The organism is Eubacterium sp. MSJ-33, assembly GCF_022174665.1.
Classification (GTDB): domain Bacteria; phylum Bacillota; class Clostridia; order Lachnospirales; family Lachnospiraceae; genus Coprococcus_C.
In genome coordinates, this window is sequence record NZ_CP076562.1 from 2270893 (window position 1) to 2288458 (window position 17566).

Annotated in this window: 16 protein-coding genes; 15 read left to right on the forward strand and 1 reads right to left on the reverse strand. The window is 40.9% G+C overall.

From position 1 onward, the window contains the following. The first annotated feature begins 132 nt into the window (after positions 1-132). From KP625_RS10630 to KP625_RS10660, 7 genes are all read left to right on the forward strand, one after another. Entirely contained in the window at positions 133-486 is a 354-nt protein-coding gene (locus tag KP625_RS10630) for a helix-turn-helix domain-containing protein (protein WP_177971368.1), read from the forward strand. A 63-nt stretch (positions 487-549) separates the two neighbouring features. Further along, positions 550-849, forward strand: coding sequence for a Dabb family protein (locus KP625_RS10635; protein WP_177971370.1), 300 nt, complete (start codon positions 550-552; stop codon positions 847-849). A gap of 201 nt (positions 850-1050) precedes the next feature. Continuing rightward, positions 1051-3042: an excinuclease ABC subunit UvrB gene (gene uvrB, locus KP625_RS10640; RefSeq protein ID WP_238297781.1), complete on the forward strand. Its 1992-nt coding sequence runs from the start codon at positions 1051-1053 to the stop codon at positions 3040-3042. Positions 3043-3098: 56 nt separating this feature from the next. Beyond that, positions 3099-3419: a hypothetical protein gene (locus KP625_RS10645; protein ID WP_177971375.1), complete on the forward strand. Its 321-nt coding sequence runs from the start codon at positions 3099-3101 to the stop codon at positions 3417-3419. 27 nt (positions 3420-3446) lie between these two features. Continuing rightward, positions 3447-6281 carry an excinuclease ABC subunit UvrA gene (uvrA, locus tag KP625_RS10650; protein WP_238297782.1) on the forward strand — a complete coding sequence of 945 codons (2835 nt, stop codon included), beginning with the start codon at positions 3447-3449 and terminating at the stop codon, positions 6279-6281. A 70-nt stretch (positions 6282-6351) separates the two neighbouring features. Then, a complete protein-coding gene (locus tag KP625_RS10655; protein ID WP_238297783.1) occupies positions 6352-6618 on the forward strand; it encodes a hypothetical protein in 267 nt (88 codons plus the stop codon). Positions 6619-6895: 277 nt separating this feature from the next. Next, a complete protein-coding gene (locus KP625_RS10660; RefSeq protein ID WP_238297784.1) occupies positions 6896-7885 on the forward strand; it encodes an aldo/keto reductase in 990 nt (329 codons plus the stop codon). A gap of 154 nt (positions 7886-8039) precedes the next feature. Here the strand turns inward: KP625_RS10660 and KP625_RS10665 are convergent, their stop codons facing one another. Continuing rightward, positions 8040-9425: an MATE family efflux transporter gene (locus tag KP625_RS10665; protein WP_238297785.1), complete on the reverse strand. Its 1386-nt coding sequence runs from the start codon at positions 9423-9425 to the stop codon at positions 8040-8042. Between the two features lie 191 nt (positions 9426-9616). Between KP625_RS10665 and KP625_RS10670 the strand changes: the two genes are divergently transcribed. From KP625_RS10670 to KP625_RS10705, 8 genes are all read left to right on the forward strand, one after another. Continuing rightward, positions 9617-11032 carry an McrB family protein gene (locus KP625_RS10670; RefSeq protein ID WP_238297786.1) on the forward strand — a complete coding sequence of 472 codons (1416 nt, stop codon included), beginning with the start codon at positions 9617-9619 and terminating at the stop codon, positions 11030-11032. A gap of 20 nt (positions 11033-11052) precedes the next feature. Beyond that, on the forward strand, positions 11053-12606 hold the full coding sequence (locus KP625_RS10675; protein WP_238297787.1) for an McrC family protein: 1554 nt from the start codon (positions 11053-11055) through the stop codon (positions 12604-12606). Between the two features lie 599 nt (positions 12607-13205). Next, positions 13206-14234 (forward strand): hypothetical protein, encoded by a 1029-nt coding sequence (locus KP625_RS10680; protein WP_238297788.1) that lies wholly within the window; start codon positions 13206-13208, stop codon positions 14232-14234. A gap of 20 nt (positions 14235-14254) precedes the next feature. Next, entirely contained in the window at positions 14255-15286 is a 1032-nt protein-coding gene (locus tag KP625_RS10685; protein ID WP_238297790.1) for an RNA ligase family protein, read from the forward strand. Positions 15287-15298: 12 nt separating this feature from the next. After that, entirely contained in the window at positions 15299-16225 is a 927-nt protein-coding gene (locus KP625_RS10690; protein ID WP_238297792.1) for an RNA ligase family protein, read from the forward strand. Between the two features lie 5 nt (positions 16226-16230). Next, a complete protein-coding gene (locus KP625_RS10695; protein ID WP_238297794.1) occupies positions 16231-16506 on the forward strand; it encodes a hypothetical protein in 276 nt (91 codons plus the stop codon). A gap of 22 nt (positions 16507-16528) precedes the next feature. Then, positions 16529-17008 (forward strand): hypothetical protein, encoded by a 480-nt coding sequence (locus KP625_RS10700; RefSeq protein WP_238297795.1) that lies wholly within the window; start codon positions 16529-16531, stop codon positions 17006-17008. A 68-nt stretch (positions 17009-17076) separates the two neighbouring features. Continuing rightward, positions 17077-17550, forward strand: coding sequence for an NADAR family protein (locus KP625_RS10705; RefSeq protein ID WP_238297797.1), 474 nt, complete (start codon positions 17077-17079; stop codon positions 17548-17550). Positions 17551-17566 lie beyond the last annotated feature (16 nt).

Genomic DNA, 17566 nt, shown 5'->3' on the forward strand with positions numbered 1-17566 from the left:
CTTGCATGCGGATGCCTGGTATTCGTGATTTTAATTTTAGAAATTTTGGTATATATGATGATTCAGAATCGAAAAAAATCCCAAAATTCTAAGTGAGTAAAAATCAGGCAGATTGAAAACGAGGTGTAAAACATGCAGGATCGTGCTTTTTATGAGCGCATAGGAGCAAAATTTCAAAGAGAACGTGAACGACAGAGAATTACCAGAGAGCATATGGCAGAACAGATTAATATTTCATCGAAGTTCCTGTATGAGATCGAGAGCGGAAGAAAAGGGTTTTCCTGTGAGATATTCAATAATATGTGCAAATATCTGCATGTGAATGCGGATTTTATATTAGCGGAAGATGAGGTAACTGGCAATCGGTTTCGTATTGAGACGATGACAAGAGATTTTTCGGCGGAAGAAATGAACTATCTTGCCAAGATGATTGATGGAATCCGGGAAATGCGGAGAGCATATGGATTAGATGATAAAACTAATTAGTTGACAGCCGCAAAGTCGTGTGTTATTCCTATAGAAGAAAGCAAACGAATATGGGAGGCAGTTATGGTAAAACATATTATTTTATGGACATTGAAAGAGACAGATGCAGACGAAAAAGCGAAGATTCTTGCGAACATGAAGGAACATCTGGAAGGATTGACCGGAAAAGTGCCGGGACTTCTGGAAGTACATGTAAGAATTAACCCGCTTGCATCTTCGAATGCAGAGGTAATGCTTGATACAACGCTGGAGAATGAAGAGATGCTGAAAGGTTATCAGAAGCATCCGGCACATGTGGAAGTTGCAAATACTTATGTGCGTCCATATACAGACGTGCGTATGTGCATGGACTATGAACTGTAGGGAATAAAATAGAAGAAAACGCAGAGAATAACGGGAGAGTAGTATATTCCCGTTATTTTTATTGAGCGCGGAAGCTGGTGCGATGGGGATGATATGGATTTTCATGTGCATTTTATCAGAAAAAGAACATTTGTTCTATACAAATAAAAAGAGATGTGATAGAATGACTTGTATAGCATGTATTAGAAACTGGAGAACAGCATGGACCATTTTGAATTAGTATCGGAATATGCACCGACCGGAGATCAGCCGGAGGCGATTGAAGGACTGGTGAAGGGATTTCAGGAGGGAAAGAAATGCCAGACGCTGCTCGGTGTCACAGGTTCCGGAAAGACATTTACGATGGCAAATGTCATCGCCAAATTAAATAAACCGACGATTATCATATCGCACAATAAGACTTTGGCGGCACAGCTTTACAGTGAGTTTAAGGCTTTCTTTCCGCATAATGCGGTGGAATATTTCGTATCGTATTACGATTATTACCAGCCAGAGGCATATGTGCCGTCGACAGATACGTATATTGCGAAGGATTCCGCTATCAACGACGAGATCGATAAGATGCGGCATAGTGCGACATCTGCACTGATTGAGCGGAAGGATGTCGTAGTTGTGTCTTCGGTATCGTGTATCTATGGCTTGGGTGATCCGGAAGAATATAAGAACATGATGCTTTCGCTTCGACCGGGGATGGAGAAGGATCGGGATGAACTGATCCGGCAGTTGATCGATATTCAGTACACGCGGAATGAGATGGATTTTACGCGTGGAACTTTCCGCGTGAAGGGCGATATCGTGGATATTCTTCCGGTATCGACGTTTGAAGACGGTATTCGAATCGAGTTTTTCGGTGACGAGATTGACCGGATCGTGGAGTTTGATCCGCTGACCGGAGAGATTAAACGTGCGCTCTCTTTTGCGTGTATCTTCCCGGCATCGCATTATGTTGTTGCCCCGGAGAAGATGAAGCATGCGATCGTGGAGATTGAAGAAGAATTAAAACAGCAGGTGGCGTATTTCAAGGAGAATGACAAGCTGTTAGAAGCACAGCGTATCCGTGAGCGGACGGAGTTTGATATGGAGATGCTGCAGGAGACGGGCTTTTGTTCTGGTATCGAGAATTATTCCCGGATACTGGCGGGCATGAAGCCGGGTGCCACACCGAACACACTGCTCAATTTCTTTGATGGGGATTATCTGATCATCGTGGATGAGTCGCATATCACGTTGCCACAGGTGCGAGGCATGTATGCGGGTGACCGTTCCAGAAAGACGACGTTGGTTGATTATGGATTCCGTCTGCCGTCGGCACTTGATAACCGTCCGCTGAATTTTCAGGAGTTTGAATCAAAGATTGATAAGATCTTATATGTATCGGCAACACCGTCGGATTATGAGAAGGAACATGAGGAGAATCGTGTCGAGCAGATCATCCGTCCGACCGGACTGTTAGATCCGGAAGTAGAAGTACGGCCGATCGAAGGACAGGTGGATGACCTCGTATCAGAAGTCAACAAAGAGGTTGCAAAGGGCAATAAGATATTAGTTACGACGCTGACAAAGCGTATGGCAGAGGATTTGACCGATTATATGAAGCAGCTTGATATCAAGGTCAAATATCTGCATTCGGATATTGATACACTGGAACGATTGGAGATCGTGCGGGATCTTCGAATGGGCGTATTTGATGTGCTGGTCGGAATCAACCTGCTTCGTGAGGGACTTGATATCCCGGAGATTACACTTGTTGCGATTCTGGATGCGGATAAGGAAGGCTTTTTACGTTCGGAGACATCGCTTGTGCAGACGATTGGACGAGCTGCGCGTAATGTGGATGGACATGTTATCATGTATGCAGATACAATCACGGATTCGATGCGGCATGCGATTGATGAGACGAACCGACGACGGAAGATTCAGGATGCCTATAACAAGGAACATGGCATTACACCGCAGAGTATCAAGAAGGATATCCGTGATCTGATCAGTCTGGACACGGGTGAGAGTGTGACTACGAAGAAAGAACGCGAGAAAGATCCGGAATCTATGACGAAGAAGGAATTGAATGCCGAGATCGCACGTCTGACGAAGAAGATGAACAAGGCGGCGATGGAGCTAAACTTTGAGGAGGCAGCAGTGCTTCGTGATGAGTTGAAGGAATTAAAGATTGCCTTGCGGGATTATGATGATTAGTTTACAATTGTTTTAGTTATACTAAGTCTAAAATAAATAATAAGGAGGAGCTTGCGATGGAAAGAGATGAATTGATTGAGGAGATCTCAAGAAGAAAAGGAATTGCAATGGAAGAGGTTGCAGAAATCTTAGATGAGGAGGATGCAATCTGCATAGAAGAGGAAGCGAAGTTTGTACAGCAGATGAAGAAAAAGAAGAGAAGAAAGAAGATGTGCATGCTTGGAACGATCACAATATTCCTTGCAGGTGCAGTGTGTGCACTTTTTGTCCTTGACAAGAAGGAGAAGATCAGCATGTCAGATTTAGAGGACATGGTGAAAGATAACGTGAAGAAATATACAGATAAGTATATGGATAAGATTAAGAAATTTAGCTAGACAAAGGAGTAAGCGGAAACAGACGTCATGAGTGAACATAAGTATATCACCATCAAAGGTGCAAGAGAGCATAATTTAAAGAATATTGACATCAAGATTCCGCGTGATCAGTTTGTAGTATTGACAGGACTTTCCGGTTCCGGTAAGTCCTCTCTTGCTTTTGATACGATCTATGCGGAAGGGCAGCGAAAATATATGGAGTCTTTGTCGTCCTATGCACGGCAGTTCTTAGGGCTTGCGGACAAACCGGATATTGACTCGATAGAAGGTCTTTCTCCGTCCATTTCCATCGATCAGAAATCAACGAACCGGAACCCACGTTCTACGGTTGGAACGGTGACAGAGATCTACGATTATCTGCGTCTGCTGTATGCACGTATCGGAATCCCGCATTGCCCGAAGTGTGGCAAAGAGATTGCTAGACAGACGGTCGATCAGATGGTCGATGAGATTATGGAACTGCCTGCGGGTACGAAATTCCAGTTGCTTGCGCCCGTTGTGCGTGGACGGAAGGGCGAGCATGTCAAGCTGTTACAACAGGCAAAGAAAAGCGGCTATGTGCGTGTGATTGTAGATGACAGTATGTACGATCTGTCAGAGGAGATCAAGCTTGATAAGAACAAGAAACATAATATCGATATCGTTGTGGACCGGCTTGCAGTCAAAGAGGGCATCGAGAGTCGTCTGACCGATTCTATCGAGACTGTCCTGAAACTGGCAGAAGGCTTGGTGAAGGTTGATGTGATCGGCGGAGAAACGATGTTATTTTCCGATAGTTTTTCCTGCCCGGATTGTGGCATCAGCATCGAGGAGATCGAGCCGCGAAGCTTCTCGTTCAACAATCCGTTTGGCGCATGTCCTTGTTGTACCGGACTTGGATTTAAGACAGAATTTGATATTGATCTGATTATCCCGGATGACAGTCTGACTTTGAATGAAGGGGCAATCGCCGTACCGGGCTGGCAGTCCAGTGGTGATAAGAAGAGTTACGCTCATGCATGTCTTGAAGCGCTTGCGGAGGAATACAAATTCTCGTTGGATGTGCCGTTTAAGGAGCTGCCGGAAGAAGCAAAGCGTGTGATCCTGTACGGAACCGAGGGCGAGAAAATCTATGTACACTATAAGAGTGCTTATAATGGGAAAGATGCTTTCTATGCAAACTACGAAGGATTACTTCGGAATCTGCAGCGTCGGTATAGAGAGACAACTGCGGAATCAATCAAACAGGATTATGAGACCTATATGACTGTGACACCGTGTGAAGTCTGCCACGGTAAGCGATTAAAACCGGAGTCTCTGGCAGTTACGATTGGCGGAAAGAATATTGCGGATGTCACAGATCTTTCTGTGGTAGCCTTGCATGATTTTATCTCGAAGTTAGAGCTTACCGACCGACAGAAGATGATCGGTGCACAGGTATTAAAGGAGATTCAGGCGAGACTTGGGTTCATGATCAATGTCGGTCTGGATTACCTGACACTGTCTCGTGCAACCGGAACCCTGTCCGGTGGAGAAGCACAACGTATCCGTCTGGCAACACAGATTGGTTCCGGTCTGGTTGGTGTGGCATATATTTTGGATGAGCCAAGCATCGGATTGCATCAGCGTGACAATGATAAGTTGATCGCAGCACTGAAACGCCTGCGAGACCTGGGGAATACCCTGCTTGTCGTGGAACATGACGAGGATACGATGCTTGCAGCGGATCATGTTATCGATATCGGACCGGGTGCAGGTGCGAACGGTGGTGAAGTTGTGGCACAGGGAACTGCAGAGGAGATTATGCAGTGTCCGGAATCTATTACGGGCGCCTACTTAAGTGGCAGAATCAAGATTCCGGTACCGGAGGAGCGGAGAACACCAACCGGATATATCGAGGTACTTGGTGCCAGACAGAACAATTTGAAGAATATTGATGTGAAGTTCCCACTTGGCGTAATGACCTGTGTGACAGGTGTATCCGGTTCCGGAAAAAGTTCGCTTGTCAATGAGATCTTATATAAGCATCTGGCGAGAACTCTGAACCGGGCGAAGGTAAAACCGGGTAAGCATGACGATATCACAGGACTGGGCCAGTTGGATAAGATTATCAACATCGACCAGTCTCCGATTGGTAGAAGCCCACGTTCCAACCCGGCAACTTATACGGGTGTCTTTGATCTGATCCGTGATCTGTTCGCGAACACGAAGGATGCAAAGGCGATGGGTTACACAAAAGGACGATTCTCATTCAACGTTGCCGGTGGCCGATGTGAGGCGTGCCGTGGGGATGGTATCATCAAGATTGAGATGCATTTCTTAGCAGATGTATATGTACCATGTGAAGTCTGTCATGGAAAGCGGTACAACCGGGAGACATTGGAAGTCAAATACAAGGGCAAGAGCATCTACGATGTACTTGATATGACGGTCGATGAAGCGTGTGAGTTCTTTGCACATGTGCCATCTGTCCTGCGCAAGATTTCGACCTTGCAGGAGGTTGGACTTGGATATATCAAACTCGGACAGCCATCGACGACATTATCCGGTGGAGAAGCACAGCGAATCAAGCTTGCGACAGAGCTTTCCCGCCGCAGCACAGGCAGAACCATCTATGTCTTAGATGAGCCGACAACGGGACTTCATTTTGCGGATGTACATCGTCTGGTCGATATCCTGCGTCGGTTGTGTGAGGGTGGAAATACGGTCGTGGTTATCGAGCACAACTTAGATGTCATCAAAACCGCCGATTATATCATTGATATCGGACCGGAAGGCGGCGAAGGCGGTGGAACGGTTGTTGCAACCGGAACGCCGGAAGAGATTGTCAAGTGTAAGAAGAGTTATACGGGGCAGTATCTGAAGAAATATTTGAAGAAGTAAAATGACTAATTGCATGTGTTAAAGATTATGCAAATTTAAATCAGGTATTAACGAGAGGAAGGTAAAACGCATGAAAAAAATAAAATGGATGGTTGGCGCTTTATTGGTTATATGTATTTTGCTTGGTCAAATTGTTAAGGGTGGTTTGTTTGAAAAACAAAATGATGTGAACGACACACCTGTTGATATTGCAGAAGTACAGGGAACATTGCAGTTAGAACGGGAGACTAGTTTCACCAGCCAAGCGCAGACAGGGGACGATACAAATTATTACTATGGTACGGCAGATGAACCGACAGGGCATGAACTAGAAAGAGAAACTAGTTTTACTGAGTAAGTGAGAATTGTAGATAATAGGATAGATTAATTGGGCATGGATGCACAAGGGTTTCCTTGTGCATCATTTTGCTTGTGTTGAAGATATTTTAAAATAAAAATCGAAAAAGTAAAATTTTCAATAAAAAAATAAAGAAAATATATTTTCCTAATTATGATTTTTAGTTACAATTTAGAAAAATGAGTATTTGCGTAGCATAAGGATTTATTGAGACATATCAGATACACTTCAGTTTTTGCTTCGCAAGAAACGACTTTGATTATAAGGAGGGTACAACATGTATATTGCAAAAGAAACAAGATATGACAATATGAAGTACAATTATTGTGGCGCAAGTGGCTTGAAGCTTCCTGCCGTATCACTTGGACTTTGGCACAACTTTGGTTCGAACGGAAATTTTGACACGATGATGGATATGTGTGAGACAGCCTTTGATAACGGTATTACGCATTTCGATCTGGCGAATAATTATGGCCCATATGATGGAGCTGCTGAGGAAAACTTCGGCAAGATCTTAGACAAGAGCCTGCGTCCATACCGGGACGAGATGATTATCTCTACGAAGGCTGGATATACGATGTGGCCGGGCCCTTACGGCGATTGGGGCAGCAAGAAATATCTGGTGGCAAGTCTCGATCAGAGCCTGAAGCGGATGGAACTTGACTATGTAGATATCTTCTATCACCACAGACCAGATCCGAATACCCCGCTCGAAGAGACTGCCTGCGCACTCGATGGTATTGTCCGGAGCGGAAAAGCATTGTATGTCGGAATCTCCAACTACAACAAGGAGCAGACAATCGAGATTGCAAAGCTTTTCAAGGAGATGAAAACACCATTTATCATCAACCAGAGACGGTACAATATGTTTGACCGTGAGATGGAAGAGGATGGATTAAAAGATTACGCAGCCGCAAACGGCATTGGTATCATCACATTCTGTCCATTGGCACAGGGATTGCTTACAAACCGTTACTTAAATGGTATTCCGGAGGACAGCCGTATCCGTACCGATGGCAGATTCCTGCAGGAGACAGCCATCAATGAGGAGACGATTGCAAAGGTTCGTGCACTGAATGTGATTGCAGAAAACCGTGGTCAGACATTGGCAGAGATGGCTCTTGCATGGATTCTGCGTGATAACGATATCACAAGTGTGCTGATCGGTGCTTCAAGACCATCCCAGATCTTAGATAACATTGGCATGCTCGCGAATATGACATTTACGCAGGAAGAACGCGAGAAGATCGACCGTATCACAAAATAGAAAACAGTAGAAAACAGGGACGTTCCTTTTGTCATGAGGAGCGTTCCTTTGTCTTATAAAAACAAGCCGTGCATAGGTTGTAGAAATACCCATGCACGGCTTTTATAATATACGAAACCAATATATGTTTTGCAATGTAGAAAAGCGGTTATATTTATACACGTTGACGTGCATTCAGCCGCGTCAGTTCGCGTAATTCCTTGATCGTAAACACACCACAGACCACAGCGGCTGCGACATCTGCAATCGGACCTGCATACATGATACCATCGATTCCCATGAAGATCGGGAAGATCACGATGAGCGGCAGCAAGAAGAGAATCTGTCTCGTCAGCGACATGAAGATACCAAGCAGCGATTTGCCAATGGAATTGAAGAAATTCGCAGTTACAGGCTGGATGCCGTTGATTAAGGTGAAGAACATATAAATCCGGAAATACCGTTCCGAGAACTGATAGTAAAGCTCGCTGCCTTCTCCGAAGACACGGATGATCTGTCTTGGGAAAAGCTGGAAGCATGCAAACGCAATCAGCGACAGGAAGGTAGCGGTAGCAAGTGCCAGAAGATATGTTTTCTTCACGCGGTTGTATTTCTTTGCGCCGTAATTAAATCCGATGACTGGCTGGATGCCTTGTGAGATACCGATGACAAAGGACATGAAGATCATGTTAACCTTCGTGATAATACCGGCACAGGCAAGCGGAATATTACTTCCGTAGACGGATGACGCACCATAATGCGACAGGACGTTGTTCATCACGATCTGTACGACTGTCATAGCAATCTGGTTGAAGCATGCACTGGCACCGAAGCGCATAATGTTGGCAAAATAACTTCCGTGGATTCTAAAACACCGTCTGCGCAACCAGATGGTCTTGAAATGGAACATGTAGCGTAAGCTGATGCTGAATGATACGATCTGTCCAAGAATCGTTGCAAGTGCGGCACCGCGCATTCCCATATCTAATTTAAAGATGAAGATTGGGTCAAGGATCGTATTTACAATGGCACCGATCAGCATGGAAATCATCGAATAACGAGGACTTCCGTCGGCAAGGATCAGCTTACTCATACCGGTGTTGGCAATCAAAAATGGGAATCCAATCGCAACGATACGCGTATATTCCTGTGCAAAGGGCAGAACTTCCGCTGTTGCACCGAAGAATTTGAGCATCGGTGTGAGCAGGATGGAGGTAAATGCGAATAAGATAAGTCCGAAGATCGTCATTAAACAGATACCACATCCTGCATAATCAGCAGCTTCTTCATCCTCTTTTGCGCCAAGCTTCAGGGAGACATTGGTAGCACTTCCGATTCCGAGTAACAGGGAAATCGCAGTGCATGTTGTCGAGAGTGGAAATGTAATGTTTGTTGCTGCATTCCCGTTGATTCCGATACCCTGCCCGATGAAGATCTGGTCGACAATGTTATAAAGTGCAGTTACCAGCATCGAAATGATGCATGGGATTGCGAATTTGACAAGTAATTTTGATTCTTTTTGTGTGCCAAGCGGATTGGCAGATTTTATGTTCTCATTCATATTTTTCACCATTTTTCTGTAGTATGTCCATTTATTGATTATTAAACTATCACTATTGTAAATAAAATGTCAATAATGGCTAAAAAACTTGCGCAAATGAATAGAAATGGATATTATGAACACAGTGAATTATATATACTCGTGAGATGGTAATATGGTGGAAAATAGACATTACAAAGGAAGGGAGTAGCATGATGGAGGAAATAAAGGATCTGCGAAATTTGCGAAATGAAATGAAAAAAGTAGATGAAACAGATGATAAGAGGCCAGTGAAAGATTGTAAAAAGAGAAAATTATTACTTCAATATCTTGGATTTAAATTTCAAAATGAGGATGACACCGAAAATATAGTCGGGTTAAATGGCATTGCTTGTGAGTGTAAAATTGATAAGGACGGAATGTTGTCAACTAATGCAAGGGAAATAATAAAGGTGCGTGCAGGTGAACCGGGTGGGAAGGAAGATTTGTTACCGAAACATTATATAGTTCTTTACGATGATTCTGAGCTTAAGGTTAAAAAGGAAAAGCGTTGTATTTATTTTCGTAAATTTAATGAAGAGAAGTCTTGGAACAAAGAACTAAAAAAAGAAATGTGGTCGCAAGGAGATGCATATACGGATGACCGCATAGAGGATTTAAAGGAAAAACTTAAGGAGATAATCATGGAAAATAAAAGTGATAGCGGAAAAGAAACGGTTATTGAGATTATAAAGGAAAATATACAGAGATATAAACAGGTGATTTTTACCGGAGCACCGGGTACCGGAAAAACATATGGGGTAAGAAAAGTAGTTGAAGATTTTTGCGGAGAGCATACAGAACGAATGAAATTTGTACAGTTTCATCCGTCTTATGATTATACGGATTTTGTTGAAGGATTAAGACCTGTAAAGCTTGAGGGAGATAAAGAAGCAACATTTGTGAGATTAGATGGAACATTTAAAAAATTCTGTAGAATTGCTGCGGCTGATCCGGACAACAACTATTATTTTATTGCGGATGAGATCAATCGCGCGGATTTATCAAAAGTATTTGGCGAGTTAATGTTTGGATTGGAAGAAAGCAAAAGGGGACAAAAATTTGATACGCAATATGTGAATCTGCCTACCTATGAAGTGAAGGTTGAAGTGGAGAATGGAGTGAAGAAAAAAGTGATAACGGAAATAGAGGAAGATGTTTTTGAGGATGGTTTCTTTATCCCCGAAAATTTGTACTTTATAGGTACCATGAACGATATTGACCGAAGTGTTGAGTCCTTTGATTTTGCGTTAAGAAGAAGGTTCCGATGGGTTGAGATAGAGGCTGATGCGATTATGGAGTCTTCACTTAGAAATATGCTGGAGAAAGATAAAGATATAAAGGCATTAACAATAAACGTTAAGGAGCTAAATAGAGAGATCGAAAGTAGTGGTTTTGGGTTGACGAAAGCGTATCATATCGGACCGGCTTATCTTGAAGGGTTCGATGGAAAGAATGCGGGGGATATATTTGAACATAGAATCGAGCCGTTACTGAGAGAATATACCAGAGGTCGAGACAACGAGAAAGTGAATGGGTTTATTAAAACATGTAGAACAGCATTTTTGAAGAGTTCGGAAGACAAATAGCAGGGAAAGTACATATGTGTATGAAAGAAATAGATATAACTTTTAAAGGACAGGATTATTCACCTGTGGATTTTGCAGAGGTTACAGCCGTAAGTTCTGATGACATGGAATGGATAGAGAATTTGAAAACCGGGTGGGAACACAAATTATTATGTGCTTTCTTGGACGATGTAAATGATAGAAAGATTATTATAAATTCACCTCACAAGATATATGATCCTTATTTTAATGGCGGATATTTTTGCGGCATGGTAGGTGTATTAAAAAAAAGGAAAGTTGAATTTGATACAACACGTTGTTTTACAGAAACTGAAATAGAAGAACTTCAGTTGGGCGAAAAAATAAAATGTAATATCACACTTCAAATTCAATCCAGAATGGATAAGGATAAACCATTTTTTCTGTCTACGCTCCTTTTAAGTAACAAAATTCAGTTTAATTCTGATATGGTGCCAAGCAATGAGGAAGAAATATTTGATTATTTATTGCTGTTCTGGTTTAAAAGCAAATTACAATCTGCGTATCTGAAAGGATTCTATAGAACTTATAGAAGATTTGAACAAAATGATGACAGGCTAAAGGGCAGCATTGATATTGCAAGACATATAAAGCTAAACCTGGGGCAGCATAATGGGAAAATAGCATATGCGTACAGAGAGAACACCGTAAATAATTATTTGAATCATCTGATTGTTGCAGCATATGATTATCTGAAGAAAAAGTATTATCAGATTGTATCAGATAATTTTGATAACAATATTGAAATGAAATCTATAATTGATTCCTTACGTATAGAAATTGGAGGAACCAGATACAGTAATAGTGAATTGATTGCCAAGAATTTAAGCGAAATATCACATCCATATTATACAGAATACGAGGATTTGCGAAAAATATGTATCAGGATTTTACGTGAAGAAGCAATTTCCTTGTTTGATGGTGATATGGAAGAAACGAAAGGAATTCTTTTTTATTTGCCGGATTTATGGGAGGATTATCTTCAAGGACAAATTGAAAGAAAAATAGAAAAGGATATCCGGGTAGAAGCACAAAAGGAAATAAAGGTGTTTGGATATACGCGGGATAAGATAAAATGGGAATACGTTCAGCCTACAAGACCGGATTATGTGTTTTTTAATAAAAATAAGAAACCATATATGATTATGGACGCAAAGTTTAAGCCAGGTTGGGGCAAAACTGTAGACACAGAAAAACTGGGGGAGTATCTGCTGGGAGATTATGATAAGGCACTTAGAGATATGGTATCTATAAATGGATGCGCAGCAGGGGTTATCTTCCCAATCTTGGAAAAAGAGGTGGATATCAATAATTTTTCACATAGTATTAGTAAATATAATACGGTTAATAGATTTTATACGATACCGGTTCAAGTACCTGATAGTCAAAATATGGACTTTTTTTCCTGGACAAAAAAGTTTGATGAATATATCAGTCAGAGTATGAAATATATTCGTGATGTTCTCAATATTGAATGCCAATATTATGATGAGTATTGTAAATGTGTAGAGGAACTGGAAAAGAAAAGAGCAGAATTGGAAAGAAAGTTGATATGATAATATGATCTGTTGAAATCTCAATTGGTCTTATATGGAAATATACAGCTTTAACAGCATGAAGAGGAAGTCGTGCATAGGAGTAAATATATGTCCTGTGTACGACTTTTTTGTTTACAAAAAATTTTATAATCTATGTATAAGCAATTATTTTCTTGCATATGCAACTGATTATTTTCAAACCAATCAAAGTTCGCCCAAATAAACAAAACCCTAGTCACAAACAAATGTAAAATTTGCCCAAATAAACAAACGCCAAATTAAATCAATAAAAATTTGCCCAAATAGACAAAAACTCCCAGACAACCAAAACAAAATTTCGTTCAAATAAACAAACGCTGCCACAACCAATCAAACGCTAAATCAAACCAATCAGATTTTCGTCCAAATAAACAAAAACTCATTTGCAACCAAAACCAAATTTGCCCTAATAAACAAACGCTGTCCACAAACCATTAAAAATCAGGTTACAAGTAAGCTGAAAATATTTTTAGAACCATCTGGACATCCGAAAAGGTGGTAACTATAATGGCAACCAAACTTCTGAAACAGACGTCGATTTAAGAAGAAAAAATCAAAATGAAAAGGAGACCAAAACAATGACATTATTACACAGAAGATCTGATTATAACGAGATTGTTCATTTGGATACAATTCAGGATGCTGTCTTATATGGACAGTTTTATCCGGTTGCAGATTTGTGCAGAGCCGGACAGTATAGTGATGCAGAAGCTTTGTTGTCAAAAGGATATAAATGTCTGCATGAAGATGCAGGAGAAGAGGCGGCACATTTGCTTCATTTTCTGATTTCCAATCGACATATGATTGTGAAAGGGAAAGAAAACATTCCGGAGATTCTTCAGATGTTATATGAGGAAATCAACGAGTATAAGCAGACAGATGCAAAGAAGTTTAGAAACTGTATTCAGGATATGGGAATTACACTGGCGGATAAATATGGTTTGCAGCTCAGGAGATACATCCTTCCTTATATGAGAAGTAATATGCCTGATCTGTATACAGATATGATCGCATTTGATGATTGGCAGGCAGCTACACTGATGGAGTTTGATGAACTGTTTGTAGAAGAAAACATGCAACGATTGCAGGATTCGGGAGTATTGGCTGCGTATATTGAAAAAAACAGTATTTCGCAGAAACAGGCAGAGGAATTGCTTTTGCAGTTCATCTCCTGTGAGGAGCCGGAGTTGGTGAAGCTATATATGAGAAATTTGTTTGCTATTTATGGGACTTGCATGGATTGCAAGGACAAAAATATATATCCACAGGGATTTACCTGTGATGTGGCAATTATGGCAACAATACAGCTCTTTCGGATAGAAATGAATAAAAAGTCCGATGTGAAAAATTATGATTCCGTGGAAGAAATTGATGACTTTGTGGAAAAGCTTGCATGGTTTAAACGTCTGCTGTATTTCCATATGCGCCGGCAAAAGGAATATTCTTTTGATCAGGTGTTTCGGGCTTTGACTGACGCATGTACATTATATGGTGATTATGCGGATTCTTTGAATCAGTTGTATATAAGTGATATCTATTTGATGAATGTTGCAAGTCAGTTTCAACGAAAACTGGAGAGACAAATGAAAGAACAGGCAGAATCATAACAGGTATGGAGGAAAAAACAATGAGTGAAAAAATGTATGAAAAATTAAAGGATAATGTGTATTTTCCATATTTTGATGTAAAGAAGAAACACGATATGAAGGGCTTATCAAGAGAAGAATGTATGCAGATAATTGCGAAAATGAATGAGGAGCGAAAGCCATTTATGCATCGGTATGAGAATCCGTTTATGAACATCCCGAGTTATGCAGACAAGTTCTTTGGAATGTTTTCTGAGGAAGATGACATTGTGGTTCAGGAGAAGATTGACGGTTCCAACAGTCATATTCATGTGACAAAAGATGGCGTTACCTGCTATGGCAATAACTATATTTTGAACGAAAAGAACCATTTGCAGGGCTTCTGGTATTGGTGCAACAATCATTTCGGACAGGTGCCGGAACAGTTTTATGATCTGGATATATACGGAGAATGGCTGGTTCCGCATCATTGTGAGTATCCGGCGGAGCGTTATGGAGAATTTTATGTGTTTGATGTGATGGAAGATGGTTGTTACTGGACGCAGGATCGTGTGAAACAGTTGGCGGAAATATGTGGATTTGCATATGCACCGGTATTTTATGAGGGAAAGTTCCAGTCTTGGAAGCATCTTATGACATTTGTAGGTAAAACTGCACTTGGAGGGAAAAAGGGAGAAGGAATCGTGGTAAAAAATCAATCCCGGTTAAATGCAGATAAGCAGCAGTTTTATATCAAGATTGTCGATGTAGAGTTTCAGGAGACAAGACATTCACGAGGGAAGATAAAAACGGTAAATGTAGATCGGGTAGAAAAAAAGAAAAATTATATGGATCTGACCGCAAGTATTGTTACAGGGGCTAGAGTTCGGAAGATCTTATTCAAACTGGTGGAGGATGGAGAACTCCCGTCGGATTGGAAGAAACTGGAAGATGACGATCTTTTGAGGCGCGTACGGGGAGCAGTCATAAAGGATTGCATGAAAGAGGAGAAAGAAATCGTTGATAAGATTGGAAATGCATTTGGATATTTCTGTGGCGAACAGATTATTAAAATAGCGAGAACGATTGAATAGGAGGATGCATGTATGAAGCAATACATTGATATACAGAGGGTGCGGGAACAGGATGAAATCGTAGATAATAATCTGACGTTGCCCAAAAACACGGGTGCTTTTCAAGCGGGGGATATAATCAGCATTACCGAGAAAATCGATGGGGCAAATGCGAGTGTCCGATATGATGAAGCAAAAGGAGTTCTCAGAGGGTTCAGCAGGAAGAATGAGCTTAGTGTGGAAAATCCTTTGCGGGGATTTTGGAATTATGTTCAGAAGTTAGACAAAACACCGTTTGCTCGATATCCACATTATATATTCTTTGGTGAGTGGCTCGTAAAACACACAGTGATTTATGAGCGTGACAACTATGATAAATGGTATTTGTTTAGTGTATATAATGAGGATACAAATGGATGGATGCCACAGGAATTTGTCAAAGCTTTTGCCGAGGAGTATGGATTCCCTTATGTGAAAGAACTCTACTCCGGGAAATTCATAAGCTGGGAGCATTGCAGACAATTTGCAAATCAGCCATCCTATGGAGAACAGCAGGAAGGAATCGTAATAAAAAATCAGACAGCACTTTCGGAGGGGCGTGGACCACATGTATTAAAGTATGTGAATCCAAAGTTTCAGGAAATAAAACTGGAAAATCGAGGAAAGAGAGTGGAGGATCCGCATAAGGTTAAGGAAAGAGAGCAGGCAGTAGAGTATATGCGGTTGATTGTCACGGAAGCGCGTGTGATGAAAATATTTCATAAGCTTGTGGATGAAGGAATACTACCTGAGAAAATCCAAAAAGAGCATTTGCAGTTGATTTACAAGAACCTGCCAAAGTGTGTATATGAGGATTGCGTAAAAGAGGAGCCGGAGATCGTTCAGAAAGCGGATAAGTATGCGGGAAAACTGTGTACCAATATTACGATTGATATTTTTCGAAAGAAAATGGGAGTGTGAGTAGATTGAAGAAGGTAGAGAGAATCATGAATGATGCGTACATGGTGTCAAGCAATCTTGCATTTTTATTTAAACCGGATAATGTCATAGAGGTTTTTAATACAAAAAATATCACACAAAAAGCAGTTTACAGGATTCGGGATTCCGAATCCGTCCTGCTTTGTGATTGTAATATGTCAGAAGCAAATAAATACAAAAGTATGGCAATCATGGAAAGAAACAAAAAATTTTTGATAGAAGGTTACTCTGAGTGGTCGGACAAATGTAAGGATGGAAGGTGATTACGGTAAAGCGAGGTAAAAGATGAGTTTAAATGTATATGTAAAAATGGACGAGATACCAGAAGGTATGAAAGTTATAAGATGCAATGATGCATTTTTTAAAGGTGTGGATTTGCAAGATGATTATGTAACAAATGAGATATTAAAATATTTAGATAAAGCCAGATATGGCAGTGCAAGTACTTTTATAAGCCGAAACCCTGATATAGGACATTTAAATAAAGAGTGTTTAAGTACAGGTTGTAAAACCCTGCTCAATGTTTATTATACTCCGGATGTATGTTTTGACTTTATAGAGTGCACTTATAATGTACAAGAGATAATTTATCTAATAAGACAGGGAAATGTATATATAGAATATCCAACTCTCAGTTATTCGTCTAAAAATCATTCTTGTGATATTGTGTATAGGGGTAAAAGGTATACGGATTTTAACGAATTTAAGATACAGATAACAGGAGATTTGGGAGGGGATAATAATGACTATGAATATCATGAATAATTCAGAGGTGGTCCTATGTTAAACATTGTATTCGGAAGAAATAAAGGAAAAACAGGAGGCGCAAAAGGATGAGAGTAATAACATTTCACGATCCAAATGAGGAAAACGGATATTTGAGTAATTGGTATCTATCAGATTTTGAAGTAAGAGGAGTGAAATACACTTCGATGGAACAGTATATGATGCATCAAAAGGCGGTTGTCTTTGGCAATGCGGAAATTGCAAAGCAGATTCTTGCAACGAATGATGTGGCATTTGTTAAAAAATTAGGTCGACAGGTGTCAGGGTACATAGAAAATGTATGGAATGGAATGAGGCAGATCCTCGTTTTCGAAGGACTTATGGCAAAGTATTCCCAGAATCCGGACTTAGGAGAAAAACTTAAGGCAACAGGAGATGCACTTCTCGCGGAAGCAGCAGTCCGGGATCATATATGGGGAATCGGTTTATCCATGCGGGATCCGAAAAGATTAAACCGGCGGTTATGGAACGGACAGAATCTGCTTGGATATGCAACTATGTTAGTGCGGGATAGAATTTAGGGTGGATGTGCCGGAA